This window comes from Streptomyces sp. NPDC048643 (assembly GCF_040650615.1).
Classification (GTDB): domain Bacteria; phylum Actinomycetota; class Actinomycetes; order Streptomycetales; family Streptomycetaceae; genus Streptomyces.
On record NZ_JBEZHO010000014.1, the window covers coordinates 1 to 18,319 of the forward strand.

Annotated in this window: 19 protein-coding genes; 7 read left to right on the plus strand and 12 right to left on the minus strand. The window is 72.5% G+C overall.

The features are described 5' to 3' along the window. Positions 1 to 84: 84 nt before the first annotated feature. The 5 genes from AB0C62_RS16255 to sigE form a co-directional block, all read right to left on the minus strand. The gene (locus AB0C62_RS16255; protein ID WP_081219265.1) at positions 85 to 741 is read right to left on the minus strand and encodes a hypothetical protein; all 657 of its coding nucleotides are present in this window, start codon (positions 739 to 741) and stop codon (positions 85 to 87) included. A gap of 271 nt (positions 742 to 1,012) precedes the next feature. Further along, positions 1,013 to 1,450 (minus strand): sec-independent translocase, encoded by a 438-nt coding sequence (locus AB0C62_RS16260; RefSeq protein ID WP_355865026.1) that lies wholly within the window; start codon positions 1,448 to 1,450, stop codon positions 1,013 to 1,015. Positions 1,451 to 1,668: 218 nt separating this feature from the next. After that, complete coding sequence (locus AB0C62_RS16265) at positions 1,669 to 3,357, minus strand: trypsin-like peptidase domain-containing protein (protein ID WP_362973583.1); 1,689 nt, start codon at positions 3,355 to 3,357, stop codon at positions 1,669 to 1,671. A gap of 826 nt (positions 3,358 to 4,183) precedes the next feature. Continuing rightward, positions 4,184 to 5,164 (minus strand): anti-sigma factor, encoded by a 981-nt coding sequence (locus tag AB0C62_RS16270; RefSeq protein WP_362973585.1) that lies wholly within the window; start codon positions 5,162 to 5,164, stop codon positions 4,184 to 4,186. Beyond that, complete coding sequence (gene sigE / locus AB0C62_RS16275; RefSeq protein WP_266762435.1) at positions 5,161 to 5,859, minus strand: RNA polymerase sigma factor SigE; 699 nt, start codon at positions 5,857 to 5,859, stop codon at positions 5,161 to 5,163. The genes AB0C62_RS16270 and sigE overlap by 4 nt, the downstream gene beginning before the upstream one ends. A gap of 392 nt (positions 5,860 to 6,251) precedes the next feature. Here sigE and AB0C62_RS16280 point away from each other — a divergent pair, with 392 nt between their 5' ends. Continuing rightward, a complete protein-coding gene (locus AB0C62_RS16280) occupies positions 6,252 to 6,785 on the plus strand; it encodes an O-methyltransferase (protein WP_362973587.1) in 534 nt (177 codons plus the stop codon). A gap of 179 nt (positions 6,786 to 6,964) precedes the next feature. Here the strand turns inward: AB0C62_RS16280 and AB0C62_RS16285 are convergent, their stop codons facing one another. Next, entirely contained in the window at positions 6,965 to 7,132 is a 168-nt protein-coding gene (locus AB0C62_RS16285) for a DUF3117 domain-containing protein (protein WP_003966491.1), read from the minus strand. 362 nt (positions 7,133 to 7,494) lie between these two features. Between AB0C62_RS16285 and AB0C62_RS16290 the strand changes: the two genes are divergently transcribed. Then, positions 7,495 to 8,298, plus strand: coding sequence for an enoyl-CoA hydratase-related protein (locus AB0C62_RS16290; RefSeq protein ID WP_362973589.1), 804 nt, complete (start codon positions 7,495 to 7,497; stop codon positions 8,296 to 8,298). Positions 8,299 to 8,403: 105 nt separating this feature from the next. Here the strand turns inward: AB0C62_RS16290 and AB0C62_RS16295 are convergent, their stop codons facing one another. Both AB0C62_RS16295 and AB0C62_RS16300 read right to left on the minus strand, forming a co-directional pair. Then, complete coding sequence (locus AB0C62_RS16295; RefSeq protein WP_362973591.1) at positions 8,404 to 8,985, minus strand: DNA-3-methyladenine glycosylase I; 582 nt, start codon at positions 8,983 to 8,985, stop codon at positions 8,404 to 8,406. Then, positions 8,982 to 9,332 carry a DivIVA domain-containing protein gene (locus AB0C62_RS16300; RefSeq protein WP_362973593.1) on the minus strand — a complete coding sequence of 117 codons (351 nt, stop codon included), beginning with the start codon at positions 9,330 to 9,332 and terminating at the stop codon, positions 8,982 to 8,984. Before AB0C62_RS16300 ends, AB0C62_RS16295 begins: the two co-directional genes overlap by 4 nt. A 204-nt stretch (positions 9,333 to 9,536) precedes the next feature. On the opposite strand from AB0C62_RS16300, the gene folP reads away from it, so the two are divergent. Continuing rightward, positions 9,537 to 10,397, plus strand: coding sequence for a dihydropteroate synthase (gene folP / locus AB0C62_RS16305; RefSeq protein WP_362973595.1), 861 nt, complete (start codon positions 9,537 to 9,539; stop codon positions 10,395 to 10,397). 82 nt (positions 10,398 to 10,479) lie between these two features. Here the strand turns inward: folP and AB0C62_RS16310 are convergent, their stop codons facing one another. Both AB0C62_RS16310 and dapE read right to left on the minus strand, forming a co-directional pair. After that, on the minus strand, positions 10,480 to 11,238 hold the full coding sequence (locus AB0C62_RS16310) for a TIGR00730 family Rossman fold protein (RefSeq protein ID WP_164371896.1): 759 nt from the start codon (positions 11,236 to 11,238) through the stop codon (positions 10,480 to 10,482). Between the two features lie 142 nt (positions 11,239 to 11,380). Further along, complete coding sequence (dapE, locus tag AB0C62_RS16315; protein ID WP_351429853.1) at positions 11,381 to 12,460, minus strand: succinyl-diaminopimelate desuccinylase; 1,080 nt, start codon at positions 12,458 to 12,460, stop codon at positions 11,381 to 11,383. Between the two features lie 159 nt (positions 12,461 to 12,619). Between dapE and AB0C62_RS16320 the strand changes: the two genes are divergently transcribed. Together AB0C62_RS16320 and AB0C62_RS16325 are read left to right on the plus strand one after the other, a co-directional pair. Next, on the plus strand, positions 12,620 to 13,636 hold the full coding sequence (locus tag AB0C62_RS16320; protein WP_362973597.1) for a heavy metal transporter: 1,017 nt from the start codon (positions 12,620 to 12,622) through the stop codon (positions 13,634 to 13,636). 333 nt (positions 13,637 to 13,969) lie between these two features. After that, positions 13,970 to 14,416 (plus strand): ATP-binding protein, encoded by a 447-nt coding sequence (locus AB0C62_RS16325; protein WP_362973599.1) that lies wholly within the window; start codon positions 13,970 to 13,972, stop codon positions 14,414 to 14,416. A gap of 102 nt (positions 14,417 to 14,518) precedes the next feature. On the opposite strand, the gene AB0C62_RS16330 is transcribed toward AB0C62_RS16325, so the two are convergent. Both AB0C62_RS16330 and fdxA read right to left on the minus strand, forming a co-directional pair. After that, positions 14,519 to 15,616, minus strand: a complete 1,098-nt coding sequence (locus AB0C62_RS16330) for a bifunctional succinyldiaminopimelate transaminase/glutamate-prephenate aminotransferase (RefSeq protein ID WP_362973601.1) — start codon at positions 15,614 to 15,616, stop codon at positions 14,519 to 14,521. A gap of 214 nt (positions 15,617 to 15,830) precedes the next feature. Continuing rightward, entirely contained in the window at positions 15,831 to 16,151 is a 321-nt protein-coding gene (fdxA, locus tag AB0C62_RS16335; RefSeq protein ID WP_030573070.1) for a ferredoxin, read from the minus strand. A 140-nt stretch (positions 16,152 to 16,291) separates the two neighbouring features. Here fdxA and AB0C62_RS16340 point away from each other — a divergent pair, with 140 nt between their 5' ends. Beyond that, on the plus strand, positions 16,292 to 17,437 hold the full coding sequence (locus AB0C62_RS16340) for a GNAT family N-acetyltransferase (RefSeq protein WP_362973603.1): 1,146 nt from the start codon (positions 16,292 to 16,294) through the stop codon (positions 17,435 to 17,437). 17 nt (positions 17,438 to 17,454) lie between these two features. Then, the gene (locus AB0C62_RS16345) at positions 17,455 to 18,306 is read left to right on the plus strand and encodes a transglutaminase-like domain-containing protein (RefSeq protein ID WP_362973605.1); all 852 of its coding nucleotides are present in this window, start codon (positions 17,455 to 17,457) and stop codon (positions 18,304 to 18,306) included. Positions 18,307 to 18,319: the final 13 nt, after the last annotated feature.

Consider the following 18,319-nt stretch of genomic DNA (forward strand, 5'->3'; position numbering starts at 1 on the left):
CACGCGTTTGCTGTTGTTTTGGGGGTGGGGGGCCCGCGCGCCGCCCCCCCGCCCCTCCTTCGTACCGGCCGCAGCCGGTACGTCCTAGGCGTACGCCCCGATGTCCTTGATCATCGCGAAGCCCAGTCCGTACGCGCTCATGCCCCGCCCGTAGGCGCCCACGTGGACGCCCTCCTGGGTGGAGCCGGCGAGCACCCAGCCGAACTCGGACTCGCGGTAGTGGAAGGTCGTCGGGACCCCGTCCACGGGGAGGGACAGCGTGGACCAGTCCGCGCCGTCCAGGTCGTCGGCCAGCACCCAGGCGGTCTCGGTCTGCTGGTCCAGCCAGTCGTCGCGCAGCGTGTGGTCCATCTGGCCGGGCCAGGTGAAGGACAGCAGCCCCACACCGGCCAGCCAGGCGGCCGAGGAGACCGAGGTGGCCTCCAGCAGGCCCGTGCCGTCGGCGCTGCGCCGATCGGGATTGGCGGCGACCGTGACGACCACCGCGAACCGTTCCTTGTCGTCGGCCGGCTCGGGGCGCACCACCGGCTCGTCGCCGTGGCCGATCGAACCGTGCTCGACCACGCCCTCCGCCGACATACCCACCTGCATCAGCCAGCGCGGCCCCGTGAAGGCCTCGTCGAGGCCGTACCAGGGGAAGGGCGCCAGCAGGTAACCGTCGACCGTACGCCGGGCGGTGGGGACCTGCTGTCCGCCGTCCGCGGCCGGCGCCTGCGCGCCTACCCGACTTGTCGTCTCCATCTGCCGGACGCCTCCTCGCTCTCGGCGGACCGGGTGGCCCGCCCCCCTCGGGCGTCCTTCGGTCCGCACAACAACTGGGCAGCATAGCCACACCGCTGCGAGCAGCGGCGAAAGCGCCCGGCGCGTGGGGCGTGTGCACGGCGGAAACGGGCCGGGCGGGGCATGTTTCCGGCCCCGGCACACCGCCGCGGAGCCGGTGTCGCGGCTCCGCGTCTCGACCCGGTGTCCCGGCTCGGTGGTACGGACGGGTGGTACGGACGGACGCCGTGGATCAGGTGGCGTCGGCGTCGTAGGGCGGGCGCTCGTCCGGGTCGGCCTTCTCGGGCTTCTTCGTCATGTCGACGGAGCCGCCGGCCGAGCCCTTCGAGGAGGCGGAGGAGTCGGACTCACGGCTGTGCACCGCGTCCGTGACCTCGGCCATCTCCTTCTTCAGGTCGAAGCCGTTACGGATCTCCTTGAGCCCCAGCTCGTCGTTGTCCAGCTGCTTGCGCAGGAACGTCTTGGGGTTCAGGTCCTCGAACTCGAAGTCCTTGAACTCGGGGCCCAGCTCGTCACGGATGTCCGCCTTGGCGCTCTCCGAGAACTCACGGATCTTGCGGATCGTGCGCGTGACGTCCTGAATCATCTTCGGGAGCTTGTCCGGACCGAACACGAGCACGGCGAGGACGACGAGCGTCACCAGCTCAAGTGGTCCTATGTCATTGAACACCTGGTAGCTCCTTGCGATGTCCGGGCCTCGGCCCTCGGGAGTGTTCCGTGGTCCGGGCCGTGACCAACGGTACCCGGCGATCCCGTCCGTCCGGAACTGTCCAGGGGCTTCCGACTTGCTGTGCACCTGTGGTTTTCCGTGATGTTTGCCGTCCGGAGCTGCGGTGTCGTCCTCCGCTGTGAGGTTCGTGTCATTCCCGTGCCGGGGCTCGCGGGCCCTCAGTCGCCGTCGGCGGACCCGAGGACGAGGGTCACCGTGCGCTCGGCGCCGCCTCGGCGAAGGGTGAGCCTGAGGTGGTCCCCGGGCCGGTGGGCGCGGGTCCTGACGATGAGTTCCTCGCCGGAGTGCACGCGCGTGCCGTCGACCTCGGTGATCACGTCGCCCGCCTTGACTCCCGCCTCGGCACCGGGTCCGCGCGGGCTGACCGGCGGACCGCCGTCGGCCGCCTTCGCGCCGACCCGCGCGCCGTCGCCCGCGTAGTTCATGTCGAGCGTGACGCCGATCACCGGGTGCGTGGCCCGGCCGGTGTTGATGAGTTCCTCGGCGACCCGCTTGGCCTGGTTCACGGGGATGGCGAAGCCGAGGCCGATGGAGCCGGCCTGACCGCTCTCCAGGTCGGAGCCGTTGTCGGCGGAGCGGATGGCGCTGTTGACGCCGATGACCCGGGCCCGCGAGTCGAGGAGCGGGCCGCCCGAGTTGCCGGGGTTGATCGGGGCGTCGGTCTGCAGGGCGTCCACGTACGAGACGTCGGTGCCGTCGCCCTTCTCGCCGCCCGCCGTGATGGGCCGCTCCTTGGCGCTGATGATCCCGGAGGTGACGGTGTTGGCGAGGTCGAAGGGCGCGCCGATGGCGACGACCGGGTCGCCGACCTGGACGCTGTCGGAGTTCCCGAGCGGCATCGGGGCGAGTCCCGAGACGCCGGAGACCTTCACGACGGCCAGGTCGTAGCCGCTGTCGTGCCCGACGACCTTCGCCTTCGCGGTCTCGCCACCGCTGAACGTCACCGATATCTCGCCGCTGTCGCCGGCGGGTTCGATCACGTGGTTGTTGGTCAGGATGTGTCCCCGGCCGTCGAGGACGAACCCGGTGCCGGTGCCCTCCTCCTCGCTCCCCCGCACATGCAGGGTGACGACGCTGGGGAGCGCGTGCGCCGCGATGCCGGCCACGCTGTCCGAGGGCCGCCCGGGGGCCTCCTTGGCGGCCTGCGGCAGCTCGACCTTCGTCGTCCCTTCGTTGCGCTGCAGATACGCGCCCACGACGCCGCCCACCCCGCCGGACACCAGCGCCAGCACGACGGCCCCGAGGACGAGTGTCTTCCGCGTCCGCTGGCGGCGCTGCGTCACGGTGGGCACGGCGCCCCCGTGCTGCTGGAGCGGCGCCGGAGCTGCCCAGGGGTCGTAGTTCCGCCAGGGATCCGGGGCCGTGTCCTCGGGAGCCTGCGGGTCGCTCGGCCCGGCGGGTGCCGGGGACGTGACGTCCTGGGGCGGGGGGTCGAGGGGCGAGGCCTGGGCCTGCGCCGGGATCGCCGCGGAGAGGTCGGGGCCCTGGGCGTGCGGGGCGGTGGGGTGCTGGACGGGCGGAGCGGGGGCCCAGGGGCCGGGGTGGCCGTAGGGAGGGGTGCGGTAGGGGTCGGACGCGTGCAGGGGCTCCGGACGCGCCTCAGCGGGTCGCGCCAACTCGTAGTCCCCCTCCTCACGGAGGCCGGTGCCGTCACCGGCGAGGGACGATGCGGCGGGGCCTGCGCCGGCGCCGTGGGGCCCCGACCCCGGTGCGGCACCGCCGGGTTCCGCGGAGAGGCCGCCGACGACCTCGCCGCCTTCGGACGCCCTGTCGGAGTCGGAGTCGGAGTCGGAGTCCGGGCCAAGGCCGAGACCGGAGCGGGAGTACGGGGCGGAACCGGTGTTCACGGGGGCAGGCTCCGGCGCCGGGCCGGTATTCACGGGGGCAGGCTCCCGCCCAGGGCCGGCGTTCGCGGAGGCGGACTTCAGCCCCGGGCTAGCGTTCGCCGGGGCAGGCTCCCGCGCCGGGCCGGTGTTCGCGGCAGGCCGCGCCAGCTCGTAGTCACCCGCGTCGGTCTCACGGGCTGCCGGTGGGTGCACGTCACCGTGGGCACCCTCGCCGGCCCCGGCCCCGTGCGCGTCATCGGCGTCGGCGTCGGCGTCGGGCTCACGGATCCCCGGCTGGCCCGACTCACCGGTACCGGTCTCACGGGCTCCCGGAAGGTGCGCGCCGCCGTCGGCCCCCGCTCCGGCCCCGGCGCCATCCGCGTCACCGGCGTCGGACACACGGGCTCCGGGCAGGTGCGACGCAACGGTTTCGTCCTCGGGGACCCCCGGCAGGTGTGCGTCACGGGCCGCGCCCTCTCGGGCCCCCGGCAGGTGCGCCAGGGTCTCAGCCGTGCCCGACTGGGCGGGAACGGCCTCGGAAAAGCCGGGGCGCTCGACGGTGTCGTCCCGCTCGGCCGCCGGTTCGCCGACAGGGCCCTCGGAGTCCGGGTTCGGGTCCGTCAGAGGAACCGGTGCGGTGTCGGGGCCTGGGCCGTGCGGCCGGGGCCTGCTCCACCACTTCGCCTTCGTGGGCTTCCCCTCGTTCATGCTCTCCCCACACATGGCCCGCGGCACAACTCGGCGACGGCCCCCACAGACCGGTCGACGCCACGCCCGGAATCCCTCCCGCGAGCGCGGCCCACCCCGGATTCAACCAGGTTCACGGGCCGCCGCGCAGAGGACGTGGTCAGCGAAGGCTACGAGCGGAGGGGGAGGTCGGGGACGCGGAGGAAGAGGGGGACGGTGTGGCGGCGGGGGCGGCGAGCAGGCCCGGGCTCGTGGTCTCCGAGGCGGCGGACCACGTGTTCAGCGCGACCGGCTGGGCGCTGGTGAGCGGGCGTATCAGCGGGGACATGGCGGCGGCACCGGCGACCACCGGGGTCGTCAGCGTGTGCACGGCGTCCGTGCCGCGGTTCGCCGGAGCGGGGACTCCGGGCAGCAGCGGGGCGGACACCTCGGTCGGGGCGACCGGAGCGTTGCCGAGGGAGCGCTCGCCCTGGGCGAGCAGCGGCCCGACCGACCGGCGGCGCTGAGCCTCGGGGGTCGTGGGAGTGCCGGTGCCCTGGGTCCGCGCCGGTGTCACGTTGCTTCCGAGGCCGGAGCCTCCGCGCGCGTCCACGGTGTCCCCGGCGATTCCGGTCGACACCCCGCCGAGCGCGACGGCGGCCAGCGAGACCGCACCGGCCGCGGCGGCCGCGAAGCGCAACCCGCGCGAGGCCGACCGCTCGGCCTCGTGACGGCTGACGTCATGGATACGGAAGCCGCGCCCGGAGGAGGGAGGCAGCACGTCGGCGTGCGGTCCGGTGGGCACGTATCCGAAGGGCTCACCGCGCACTCCGAAGACGCCGGGCATGCCCGGGCTCGCGGAGCCGCCGGGAAGTCTTCCTCCGAACGCGCCTCCGCCGAAGGGCGAACCGCTGTCGGAGTCCCCTCCCCCGGGCAGCCCCTGGAGACGGGCCAGGAAGCTTTCGGACGGGGGCGGCGGGGCCATTTCGGCGAACACGTTCTTCAGGCGTCGCTGGGCGTCAGCCTCGGCCTTGCACTTCGCGCAGGTGGCGAGGTGGGCGAGGACGCGGTCGCGCGACTCATGACCGAGCTCTCCGTCCACGAGGGCGGAAAGTCGGTCCCCTAGGTGCTGCTCGGCAGGGGTGGGACGGGTTCCACTCACGCGGTCGCGCCCCCTCCCCCCAGCACGGGCACACGGGCCGCGAACGAGCGTCGCTCGGCGCGGGCCTCGGGGGACCGGTGTGCCAGGGCCTTGCGCAGCTGGGAGCGGCCGCGGTGGATCCGGGAGCGGACCGTGCCGAGCTTCACGCCCAGGGTCGCGGCGATCTCCTCGTACGACAGTCCTTCGATGTCGCAGAGGACGACGGCGGCGCGGAACTCGGGCGCGAGGGTGTCCAGCGCCTGCTGGACGTCGGCGTCGAAGTGCGCGTCGTTGAAGACCTGCTGCGGGGAGGGTTCTCTGCTGGGCAGGCGCTCGGCCGCGTCGTCGCCGAGGGCGTCGAAACGGATGCGCTGCTTTCGGCGCACCATGTCCAGGAAGAGGTTCGTGGTGATGCGGTGCAGCCAGCCCTCGAAGGTGCCGGGCGTGTAGGTGGACAGCGAGCGGAAGACGCGGACGAAGACTTCCTGCGTGAGGTCCTCGGCGTCGTGCTGGTTGCCCGTGAGGCGGTAGGCGAGGCGGTAGACGCGGCCGCTGTGGGTGCTGACGATCTCCTCCCACGTGGGCGGAGTCCACGGCTGCGACTCCGCGTCGGTGGTGAACGTCGCGGTCTGCACAGGGGCAGCAGCGTGGGACTGGTCAGCGTTGTCGGTCACGGATTTCGGCTCACCCGCCGATCTGAGCAGGCGCCGGAGCACTCCGCCTCGATCCACAGGCGCAGCCGCACCTCCCCTGTCGGCTCTGGTGGTGTCCAGTGGAGCCCCTACCATAGCCACCTCGCCCGTTAGCTCCGGATAAGCGGTTTTACGAGAATTTGATACGGGCTCATATGGGTGCGTCAGCACCTGCCCGCCACCTCGCCCCGTGCGCTGGTCCATCGTCTTTCCCCCGCTCTGTTTCCCCACCCCTCTAAACGCCCGGTCCCATCAGCAGGTTCCCGGCACCAACGGATACAGTCACGCCCAGGCAACCACGGGGACAGGAGAGGGTCATTACCGGCAACCGGCAGACGAGCTGGGCGTTCGCCGACGCCTTTGTCGCCGAGGACGAGACGCTGCGCTGGGCCCGGGACCGGGCCCGCGAGGCAGGCATGCGCTCGGTGTCTCCCGGCACGGGCGCGGCGCTGCGGATGCTCGCCGCCACCGTGGACGCGAAGGCGGTCGCGGAGATCGGGACCGGGACCGGCGTCTCCGGAATCCATCTCCTGCACGGCATGCGGCCGGACGGGGTACTGACCACCGTGGATCCGGAGCCGGAGCGCCAGCAGTTCGCCCGCCAGGCCTTCCGTGCCGCCGGTTTCGCCAGCAACCGGGCGCGCTTCATCCCGGGCCGCGCGCTGGACGTCCTGCCCCGCCTCGCGGACGCCGGATACGACCTCGTCTTCTGCGACGGCGACCGGCTGGAGTGCCTGGACTACCTCGCTGAATCGTTGCGCCTGTTGCGCGCGGGCGGGCTCGTCGTCTTCGAGGGCGTCTTCGCGGACGGCCGCACCGTGGACTCCGGACCCCAGCCGGTCGAGGTGAGCCGGCTGCGTGAACTGCTGCGCGCGGTGCGCGAGAGCCAGGAGCTGGTGCCGTCGTTGCTGCCGGTGGGCGACGGCCTGCTGTGCGCGGTCAAGCGCTGACCGGTCACGGCCGCCCGCCCCTCACCACGTACCCCTTCGCACACCTCTGACCAGGTCTTACATCGCCGGGGGCGGGCGCCGGGCGGGGCGCCGGGGCAGTGTTCTCTGCCCGAAAAGACAGCGTCCCCGACACCAGGTACGGTGCCGGGGAAGCCGAAAAGGTAGGGTCGCGTTCCGCGTCAGCCGACGACCTTCTTGAGAGCGTCGCCGAGCGCGTCGGCCTCGTCAGGGGTCAGCTCGACGACGAGCCGACCGCCGCCTTCGAGCGGAACGCGCATGACGATGCCCCGCCCCTCCTTGGTCACCTCGAGCGGGCCATCGCCCGTCCGCGGCTTCATGGCCGCCATGCTCGTTCCCCTTCCTGAAACCAGCTCATCGTCGCCGACGGCCCCCTCGGAGGGCACGCACGTCCACTCATAGGACACACGTCACCGGCATCGAACACATTGCTTCCAGGCCATTATCCCGCATCTCAGGACCCGATGACCAACATCAGTCGGCATCGCTTGCGCAACGCGCTTGAGCAAAACCACTCAATTCGGCGATGTGACTGCGATACTGCGCCGCCGCATGGACTTCCAGGGCCCGGAATTCTTTGACGCAGGTCACATGACCGCCCGGCTCCACCGCCGGTGATCTCCGCCATGCTGTCATCGGACAGGACGTACCGGCCGGTACGACGGAGCCGCGACACCGGAGGGGACCCACCATGGCCGACACCGTGCTCTACGAGGTGAGCGACGGACTCGCGACGATCACGCTGAACCGCCCCGAGGCGATGAACGCGATGAACACCGGGACCAAGGTCGCCCTCCGCGACGCGGCACAGGAGGCGGCGGCCGACGAGGGCGTGCGGGCGATCCTGCTGACCGCCGCGGGTGACCGGGCGTTCTGCGTCGGGCAGGACCTCAAGGAGCACATCGGGCTGCTCGCCGCCGACAAGCAGTCCGGCGAGGGCCGGACCATGAGCACCGTGCGCGAGCACTACAACCCCATCGTGCGCGCCCTGACCGGCGCCGCGAAGCCGGTGGTGGCGGGCGTCAACGGCGTCGCGGCGGGTGCCGGTCTCGGGTTCGCGCTCGCCGCGGACTACCGCGTGGTCGCCGACACCGCCGCCTTCAACACCTCGTTCGCCGGGGTCGCGCTGACCGCCGACTCGGGGGTCTCCTGGACGCTGCCCCGGGTCGTCGGCCCGAGCCGCGCCGCCGACCTGCTGCTCTTCCCGCGCAGCATCAGCGCGCAGGAGGCCTACGAACTGGGCATCGCGAACAGGCTCGTTCCGGCCACGGAACTGCACGCCGAGGCAGAGAAGGTCGCTCGGGCGCTGGCCGCGGGGCCGACGCTCGCCTACGCGGCGCTGAAGGAGTCCCTCGCCTTCGGGCTGACCCACTCCCTCGACGAGACCTTGGAGAAGGAGGACGAACTCCAGGCGCGGGCCGGTGCCTCCGAGGACCACACCATCGCGGTCCAGGCGTTCGTCGACAAGGAGAAGCCGAAGTACCTCGGACGCTGACCGGCCGACGGCCGACGGGGAGGGGCGCAAGGGCCTTGAACGGCCCTTGCGCCCCTCCCCGTCCGGCGTCCCACCCGGGCGGCCGGTCACCGTCACCGGCGCCCGTCAGACGGCGTCGCGCGCCCCGCAGTCCGCCAGGTGGTCGTTGACCAGTCCGCACGCCTGCATCAGCGCGTACGCGGTCGTGGGGCCCACGAAGCGGATGCCGCGCTTCTTGAGCGTCTTGGACAGGGCGGTCGACTCGTCGGTGACGGCGGGGACGTCGGAGAGCCCGCGCGGGGCCGGGCGGGTCGCCGGGTCGGGGGCGAAGGACCAGATCAACTCGTCCAGTTCGCCCGGCGCCCAGTCGGCCAGCACGCGCGCGTTGGCGACCGTCGCCTCGATCTTGGCGCGGTTGCGGATGATCCCGGGGTCACCGAGCAGGCGCTCCTTGTCGGCGTCGGTGAACGTCGCGACCTCGGCGATCTCGAAGCCCGCGAACGCGGCACGGAAGCCGGGGCGGCGCCGCAGGATGGTGATCCAGGACAGGCCGGACTGGAAGGCCTCCAGGCACAGCCGCTCGTACAGCGCCTGGTCGCCGTGGACCGGGCGGCCCCACTCCTCGTCGTGGTACGCCACATAGTCCTCGGTCGACAGCGCCCAGGGGCAGCGCAGCACCCCGTCGGGACCGGCCAGCGCGTCGCTCACTGCTCGTCCTCCGGGTGCTTGCGCAGCGAGGTGGGGGCGCTCGCCGCGCGGGCCCCCGCGAGCGCGGACTCCAGGTCGGCGATCCGCGCGTCCCGCTCACCGATCTCGGCGCTGAGACGCCCGAGGACGTCGTCCACGTCCGCCATGCGGTAGCCGCGCACGGCGACCGGGAAGCGCACCGCGTCCACGTCACCCCGGCGCACCGGACGGTCGTACGGCAGCGGGTCGTGCAGCCGCTCGGGCTCGGCGTCGGGAAGCGGGGTGCTCTCGCCGCCGCCCACCACGGACACGGTGACCGCGGCGACCACGACGACGAGCGCGACGACGAGGAACAAGAACATGAACATCGCTGGAGGTCCCCACGCTCTGGTGCCGGCGCGGAGCGCGTCGGCGCGAAGTACGGATGCCGGCGACCGCTGGTGCCGGAGCTGCTGATGCTGCCGAACGCAGTCTGACGCCGGAAGTGTCAGGCTCCGATCGTGCCATGCGAGTCTGACAGTTAAGGTCGCAGGCGGCTCATCGGCGGTAACCACTGGGAGAGGTCATAGGGGATGCTCAGGCTGGGCAGGCGTGAATTCGACCCGCGGGAGCCGGTGATCATGGCGATCGTGAACCGGACCCCGGACTCGTTCTACGACCAGGGGGCCACCTTCCGCGACGAGCCCGCCCTCGCGCGCGTGGAGCAGGCGGTCTCCGAGGGCGCCGCCATCATCGACATCGGCGGGGTCAAGGCCGGCCCCGGTGAAGAGGTCACCGCGGAGGAGGAGGCGCGCCGCACGGTCGGTTTCGTCGCCGAGGTGCGCCGCAACTTCCCCGACGTGATCATCAGCGTCGACACCTGGCGGCACGAGGTGGGCGAGGCGGTCTGCGAGGCCGGCGCCGATCTGCTGAACGACGCCTGGGGCGGGGTCGACCCGCGGCTGGCGGAGGTGGCCGCCCGGTACGGCGTGGGCCTGGTGTGCACGCACGCCGGGGAGTCGGAGCCGCGGACCCGCCCGCACCGGGCCGCGTACGACGACGTGATGGCCGACATCCTGCGGGTGACGCTCGGTCTGGCGGAGCGCGCGGTCTCCCTGGGGGTGCCCCGCGAGTCGGTCCTCATCGATCCCGGGCACGACTTCGGGAAGAACACGCGGCACAGTCTGGAAGCGACGCGGCGGCTCGGAGAGATGGTCGAGACCGGGTGGCCGGTGCTCGTCTCGCTCTCCAACAAGGACTTCGTCGGCGAGACGCTCGACAAGCCCGTCAAGGAGCGGGTCGTCGGAACCCTCGCGACGACCGCCGTCTCCGCGTGGCTGGGGGCGCAGGTCTACCGCGTCCACGAGGTCGCCGAGACCCGGCAGGTGCTGGAGATGGTGGCGTCGATCGCGGGCCACCGGCCGCCGGCGGTGGCCCGGCGGGGGCTGGCGTAGCGGACACGGACGGCTGCCGGGACCGCGGAGGGGCCGGACGCGCAACCCCTCCTCGGTCCCCGGCCTTCTACGGGCCGCGGGCCTACCGGCCGGCCTCCTTCGACACCAGGGCCACCGCTTCGTCCACGTCGTCGGTCAGGTGGAACAGGAGCAGGTCCTTCTCGGAGGCCTTGCCCTGGGCGATCAGCGTGTTCTTGAGCCAGTCGACGAGACCGCCCCAGTACTCCGTGCCGAACAGCACGATGGGGAACCGGGTGACCTTCTGCGTCTGGACCAGGGTGAGCGCCTCGAACAGCTCGTCGAGGGTGCCGAGTCCGCCCGGGAGGACCACGAAGCCCTGCGCGTACTTGACGAACATCATCTTCCGGACGAAGAAGTACCGGAAGTTCAGGCCGATGTCGACGTACTGGTTGAGCCCCTGCTCGAAGGGGAGCTCGATGCCGAGGCCGACGGAGATGCCCTTCGCCTCGCAGGCACCCTTGTTCGCGGCCTCCATGGCACCGGGGCCACCGCCGGTGATCACGGCGAACCCGGCCTCGACGAGGCCGCGCCCGAGGGCGACACCCGCCTGGTACTCGAACGAGTCGACCGGCGTCCGGGCGGACCCGAACACGCTGATCGCGGGCGGCAGTTCGGCCAGCGTCCCGAAGCCCTCGATGAACTCCGACTGGATGCGCAGCACCCGCCAGGGGTCGGTGTGCACCCAGTCCGACGGGCCTCCCGCGTCCAGCAGCCGCTGGTCCGTGGTGCTCGCCTGCACCTGGTCCCGCCTGCGCAGCACCGGGCCCAGCCGCTGCTCCTCCGGTGGCCGCTTCTTGCCCTCCGGGTTGCCAGTAGCCATGTCCACTCCCTCCGCGTACGGGTCTTCCCCGCCCCGGCCGGAGCCGGGTCCTGGGGAAGGTCGTTCCGCCCCAGCGTAGATCTCCGCTGGTTACGGCGGGGGGACGTCGGCATGTCCGCCACGAACCGCCGTCGGGTACGTCTCAGGCGGTGAGCCAGGAGCGCAGTCGCTCCTCGCCCGCGAGGATCTTGGCCGTCTCCACCCGCTCGTCCCGCTTGTGCGCCAAGTGGGGGTTCCCGGGGCCGTAGTTGACCGCCGGAACGCCGAGCCGGCTGAAGCGGGAGACGTCGGTCCAGCCGTACTTGGGCTGCGGAGTGCCGCCGACCGCCTCGATGAACGCGGCTGCGGCCGGATGGGACAGGCCGGGCAGGGCGGCCCCGCTGTGGTCGTCGACGACGAACTCGTCCACGCCGCAGTCGGCGAAGACCGCGCGGACGTGCTCGATCGCCTCCTCCTCGGTGCGGTCGGGCGCGTAGCGGAAGTTGACGGTGACGACGCACTCGTCGGGGATGACGTTGCCGGCGACCCCGCCGGAGATACCCACCGCGTTCAGTCCCTCGCGGTACTCCAGGCCGTCGATGACCGGGTATCGCGGCTCGTACGCAGCGAGCGCGGCGAGGATCGGGGAGGCCGCGTGGATCGCGTTCGAGCCCATCCAGCTGCGGGCGGAGTGGGCCCGCTCGCCGCGGGTCTTCAGCAGCACCCGCAGTGTGCCCTGGCAACCGCCCTCGACCTGCCCGTCGGAGGGTTCGAGGAGGACCGCGAAGTCGCCCTCCAGCCAGTCCGGGTGGGCGTCGGAGACGTGCTTCAGGCCGTTCAGGTGGGCCGCCACCTCTTCGTTGTCGTAGAAGACGAAGGTGAGGTCGCGGTTGGGCTCGGGGACCGTGGCCGCGATCCGGAGCTGGACCGCGACGCCCGACTTCATGTCGCAGGTGCCGCAGCCCCACAGCACGCCGTCCTCGTCGAGCCGGGAGGGCACGTTGTCCGCGATCGGCACCGTGTCGATGTGACCGGCCAGGACGACCCGCTCGGCGCGGCCGAGCCGCGTGCGCGCCACGACGTTGTTGCCGTAGCGGTCGACCGTCAGATGCGGCAGGGCGCGCAGGGCGGCCTCGACGGCGTCCGCGAGCGGCTTCTCGTCGCCGCTCTCCGAGGGGAAGTCGACGAGCTGTGCGGTGAGCTCGGCTGCGTCCAGGGTGAGGTCAAGGGAGGTGTCGGCCATGGCGTCGACCCTAGCGCGCCGGGCCTGCGCCTCCGAAGGGGTCCGGAAAGGGGCCGGAAGGGTTCGGAAGGGGCCGGAAACAGTCGTACGTCCCGGCCGGCCCGAGAGTTGTCCACAGCCACAGGGGGTGCCGACAGGGACCTCCAGTACCTTGTACGCGTGTCAGAGCCGCCCCCCACCCCCGTCCGGCGTCCGCGCCGCAGGTTCCTCCGCTTCGGAGGCGCCGTCGTGGTCCTGCTCGCGCTCGCGGGCTATCTCGGCGTGCAGTACCTCACGGGCGGCACGGGCGCGCCCCGGTGCAGCGTCGTCTCCGGCAAGGGCGACGGCGCGTCGTACGAGTTCAGCCCCGAGCAGGCGGTGAACGCGGCGACGATCTCGGCGGTCGGCACCTCCCGGGGGATGCCCGAGCGCGCGGTGGCCATCGCGCTCGCGACGGCGCTCCAGGAGTCGGGGCTGCGCAACATCCGGCACGGCGACCGTGACTCCCTCGGCCTGTTCCAGCAGCGGCCCTCACAGGGCTGGGGCACACCGGGCCAGATCATGGACCCGGCGTACGCGTCGGGCATCTTCTACGAGCACCTGGCGAAGGTTCCGGGCTACTCGCGGCTGCCGCTGACCGTCGCCGCGCAGCGGGTGCAGCGCAGCGGCTTTCCGCAGGCGTACGCCAAGCACGAGCCGGACGCGACGCTGCTGGCCGCCGCCCTGACCGGCCGCGCCGCCGCGACGCTGACCTGCGAGGGGCGTCCGGGTGCGACACCCGCGGGCGGGGCGGACGCGGTGCGCAGCGCGCTCGTCAAGGACTTCGGGCGTGACGTCCTCCAGGAGGCGGGTGCGACGGTCAGCGCCGAGGGTGTCTCGGCGTGGCCGGAACCCACCGCCTCCGTCTCCGCCGACGCCTCGACCTCGGCATCGCCCTCTCCGGGGGCCGGCGGCCGGACCGTGACCGTGCCGGTGCGCGAGGGCGCCACCTCCGGGACCGGGACGCTCCGGCGCGGCTGGGAGCTGGCGCACTGGGCGGTGGCCAACTCCTCGGCGCTGCACATCGAGCGGGTGTCGTACGCGGGCCGCGAGTGGACCGCCGGACGGTCCGAGGGGTCGTGGCACACGACCGACGCGAAGGGCGCTTCCCCCACCGCGAAGGCCGCGTCCGAGGTCCGGATCATCACCGGGCAGTAGTACGGACCCTCACTCGTGCGGATTACCCCGCCCACGGCGGGCCGGCGTTCCGTACGGCATGTCGGCCGCTCGCTGGACGGCTCGCGAAATCCCTTGAGAACAAAGGGCCGTAAGGATTCGCCCAGCTTTCCCGGCCGACTCCGTTTGCCCGTTTTTATCCACAACTGATTATGCGACGCATTGCCAACTCTTTACGTCGGGTCACCGCAACCTTCGAGGACTTCGAGCGGTAGTCACTGCGTCCGAGCCCGGAACGATCACCGGAGGCACACCAGCAGCCGGTACCCCGGACCGGTCGGACTGTTCACCGTTTTCTCCCGTCTAAGGAGCACCATGTCCCTCCCCCTGACCCGCCGGATCGCCCGTGTCGCGCTGCTCATCGCAGCGGGAGCGGCGCCCGTGGTCGGTGCGGCCGGCTCCGCCGGCGCGGCGGCCGCACTGCCGGCCACCCCCGACCTCGGCGGACTGACCGCCCTGGACGGGGCGAGCGTCGGCAACACCGTCGACGGAGCGACGCAGAACGTCACCGGGACGGCCGGCAAGTCCGGTGGCGACACGGTCAAGAAGGCGGTGCCCGCCGCGGGCAAGGCCGGCGGCAAGGTCGCGAAGACCGTGACGCCCGCCGCCCAGAAGGTGGCCGGGGACACGGCCGGCCAGGCAGGCGGCCTCCTGGGTGACACCGCGAAGACCGCGACCGGCGGCGGCCTGCCGACGGACGGCGTGGCCAAGGGCGGCCTGCCGACCGACCAGCTGCCGCTCAAGGGCCTGCCGCTCGGCTAGTCCGGCCGGGCTGTACGACGACGGGGGTCCGGGGAACTCGCTTCCCCGGACCCCCGTTTCGCTGTTCCCGGCCGCCTCACGTCGCCGCGCCGCGGGCGTGACTCAGGAGGTGAGGCGCTCCACCGCGGCGGCCACGCGTTCGTCCGAGGCGGTCAGGGCGACGCGGACGAACGTCGCGCCGGCCTCGCCGTAGAAGTCGCCCGGGGCCACCAAGACGCCCAGGTCGGCGAGGTGGGCCACCGTCGACCAGCAGGACTCGTCGCGGGTCGCCCAGAGGTAGAGGCTCGCCTCGCTGTGCTCGATACGGAAGCCGTGCCGCACCAGAGCGTCGCGCAGGGCCGCGCGACGGGCGGCGTAGCGCTCGCGCTGTTCACGGACGTGGGTGTCGTCGCCGAGGGCGGCGACCACGGCGGCCTGGGTCGGCGCGGAGGTCATCATGCCGCCGTGCTTGCGGATCTCCAGCAGCTCGCCGAGGACGGCGGGGTCGCCCGCGAGGAACGCGGCGCGGTAGCCGGCCAGGTTGGAGCGCTTGGACAGCGAGTGGACCGAGACGATCCCCTCGTAGGAGCCGCCGCAGACGTCCGGGTGCAGGACGGAGACCGGCTCCGCCTCCCAGCCCAGCTCGATGTAGCACTCGTCGGAGAAGACGAGGATGCCGTGCTCGCGGGCCCAGGCGACGATCCGGGTCAGCTCGGCCGCGGAGAGGACCCTGCCGGTCGGGTTCGACGGGGAGTTCAGCCACAGGAGCTTCAGGTCCGTCGGGTCCAGCTCGGTCGGGTCGTCGTAGGCCACGTAGTCGGCTCGGGCGAGCCGCGCGCCGACCTCGTACGTCGGGTACGCGAGGCGCGGGTAGGCGACCTTGTCCCCCGGGCCGAGGCCCAGCTGGGTGGGCAGCCAGGCGACGAGTTCCTTGGAGCCGACGATCGGCAGGACGTGGCGGTGGGTGACGTCCCGGGCGCCGAGCCGTCGCTCCACCCAGCCCGTGAGCGCGTCCCGCAGCTCGGGCGTGCCCCACACCGTGGGATAGCCGGGCGAGTCCGCAGCGGCCACCAGAGCCTTCTGGATCAGCTCGGGCACCGGGTCGACCGGGGTGCCGACGGACAGGTCGACGATGCCGCCCGGGTGAGCTGCGGCGGTCGCCTTGTAGGGCTCCAGCTTGTCCCAGGGGAAGGTGGGAAGCCGGTCGGAGACTGCGGACACGGGATCGGGCTCACTTTCTCGTACGTACGACCCGTACGGTGTCGTGCTGACGGCCCTGCCCACGGCCCGTTCGGACGGACACGGGCCGCCGTACGGGCCGGAACGGCAAATGCCTCGGTCCCGTACGGCGATCGGAGCGATCGAGGCCGTACGGGACCGAGGCGGCGCTCCTCGAGCTACCGCCGGGGGTGCCCCGGCGGTCCGCTCACCGGTGCTACTGGTTCTGCGGCGGAAGGGCTGCGATGAAGGCGTGGTCGCGCTCGATCAGGCCCAGCTTGCTGGCGCCGCCGGGCGAGCCGAGCTCGTCGAAGAACTCGACGTTCGCCTTGTAGTAGTCCTTCCACTCCTCCGGAGTGTCGTCCTCGTAGAAGATCGCCTCGACCGGGCACACCGGCTCACAGGCTCCGCAGTCGACGCATTCGTCCGGGTGGATGTACAAGGACCGGGAGCCCTCGTAGATGCAGTCGACCGGGCACTCCTCGATGCACGCCTTGTCCTTGACGTCGACACAAGGCTGCGCGATGACGTAGGTCACGCTGTCGTTCCTCCTCGATAGGGCGCTGGCGGGCCTGCGTAGGCTCCGCCGCCTGGCGCGCGGGAGCGCGGCGTCGTCGATGCCCGCCCCTAGTATCTCCGTTCTTGGGCATGATCCGAACAGGAGGGGTGGACCGACCCGTGGAAATCTCTGCTTCCGGCCGACTCGAGGTCCGTATCACCGCTGCTGACGTGGGGAAACGCGTCTCCGTGCGACGCATGACCGACGATGGAGACACGGTGGAGAAGTTCACCGATACGGTCGGTGTTCTCACATCATGGGACGACGGTGTGCTGCTGATCACACGACGGACCGGTCAGCGGGTCCGCATCGCGGAGTCGACGTTGGTCGCGGGGAAGGTCGTCCCGGCCGCTCCGGCGCGGCGGCGCGGTCCGGCCGCGTCGTACGAGGAGCTGGCGCGGGTCGCCGCGCGGGCCTGGCGTCCGGTGGAGAGCGAGCGGCTCGGCGACTGGGAGCTGCGGGCCGCCGGCGGGTTCACCCGGCGCGCCAATTCCGTGCTGCCGCTGGGCGACCCGGGCGTGCCGCTGGACGACGCGCTGACCCGCGTCCGGGACTGGTACGGCGACCGCGGGCTCCCCGCCTACATCCAGACCAGCACGGGCGCCGAGGGCACGGAGGAACTGCTCTGCGCGGAGCTGGAGGCGCGCGGCTGGTCGAACGAGGTGACCGCCGAACTGTGGATCGGCGCCCTCGCGCCGCTCGCCGACCGCGAGGCCCCCGAGGTGACGCTCTCCCGGACGGCGGACGCGTCGTGGCTCGGCCGCTACCAGCGCAAGGGAGTGGGCGAGGTGGCCCTGCGAGTGCTCGGGAGCGGGCCCTCGGTGTGGTTCGCGACGGTGCCGGGCGCGCCGGGTGAGCCGCCGGCCGCGATCGGGCGGTGCGTGGTGGACGGCCGCTGGGCCGGTTTCGCGGCCGTGGAGGTGGATCCGGCACACCGGCGCCGGGGCCTCGCCACCGCCGTGATGGCCGCCCTGGCCGACCGTGCCCTGGCCGAGGGCGCGTCGGCGGCCTGGCTCCAGGTGGAGACGGACAACGCGGCGGCCCGCACCCTGTACTCCGGCCTGGGCTTCTCCGCCCACCACGCGTACCACCACTACCGGTGGGCGGCGGGGACGGAGGCCGCGGAGGCCACCGGCGTGGAGCAGGACGCCTCCGCGGGCGCGCCCCCGGCAGCGGCGGGCACGCCCACGGACGTTCTCGCGGTGGGCGACGCCACCCCGGGGCCGGACGGATCCGGCGGTGCCGAGACGTATCGATCGGCGTGAAGGGGCACGAACCCGCTATGTCTTCCCCGCACCCCCCGGAGAGGGAGCGAGCCGACGAGGTGCGGCGGCGGTTCGCCGAGGAGGCGCGGGCCGAGCGTCCCGACCTCGCGCTGCTCTGTCTGCTGGTCGGAGCCGCCGCGGACGGCACGCTGGACGAGGCGGGGATCGACGCGGCGCAGATCGAGCTGGACGAGCTGGCGGGGCGGTTGCCGTTCCGTCCGGGCGGTCCGCGCTCCTGGGCGACCGCGCTGGCCGAACTGCTCGGCGGGCGCTGCGGATTCCGGGGGTTGCCGGTCGACTACCAGCGACTGGACTCGTCCCTCCTGCACACGGTCCTGCGGCGGCGGCGCGGGCTGCCCATTCTGCTCTCCGTGGTGTGGATGGAGGTCGCCCGCCGGGCCGGGGCACCGGTCTACGGGGTCGCGCTGCCCGGCCATTTCGTGGTGGGCTTCGGACCGCCCGAGGAGCAGGTGCTCGCGGACCCCTTCGACGGCGGGCGGGTCCTGGCCGGGGCGGACGCGGAACTCCTCGTCGCGGGTGCGACGGGCGCTCCGCTGGACCCCTCGATGCTCTCCCCAGCCGAGCCGCTCGACGTGGTCCTGCGCATCCTCAACAACATCCGCGCCTGGGCCACCGCCCGCCCGGAACGCTCCGACGTGGCCCTCTGGGCGGTCGACCTCTCCCTGCTGCTCCCGTCCCACCCGGCCCGACTCCGCTACGAGCGCGCCCAACTCCTCGTCCAACGAGGCGACTTCCTGACCGGCGCGGCCGAACTCGACGCCTACGCGGACGTGGTCTCGGCAGTGGACGAACCAGCCGCCACCCGAGTCCGCCAACAGGCCCTGGCAGCACGGGCGATGCTCAACTGACGAGGGAGGCGAA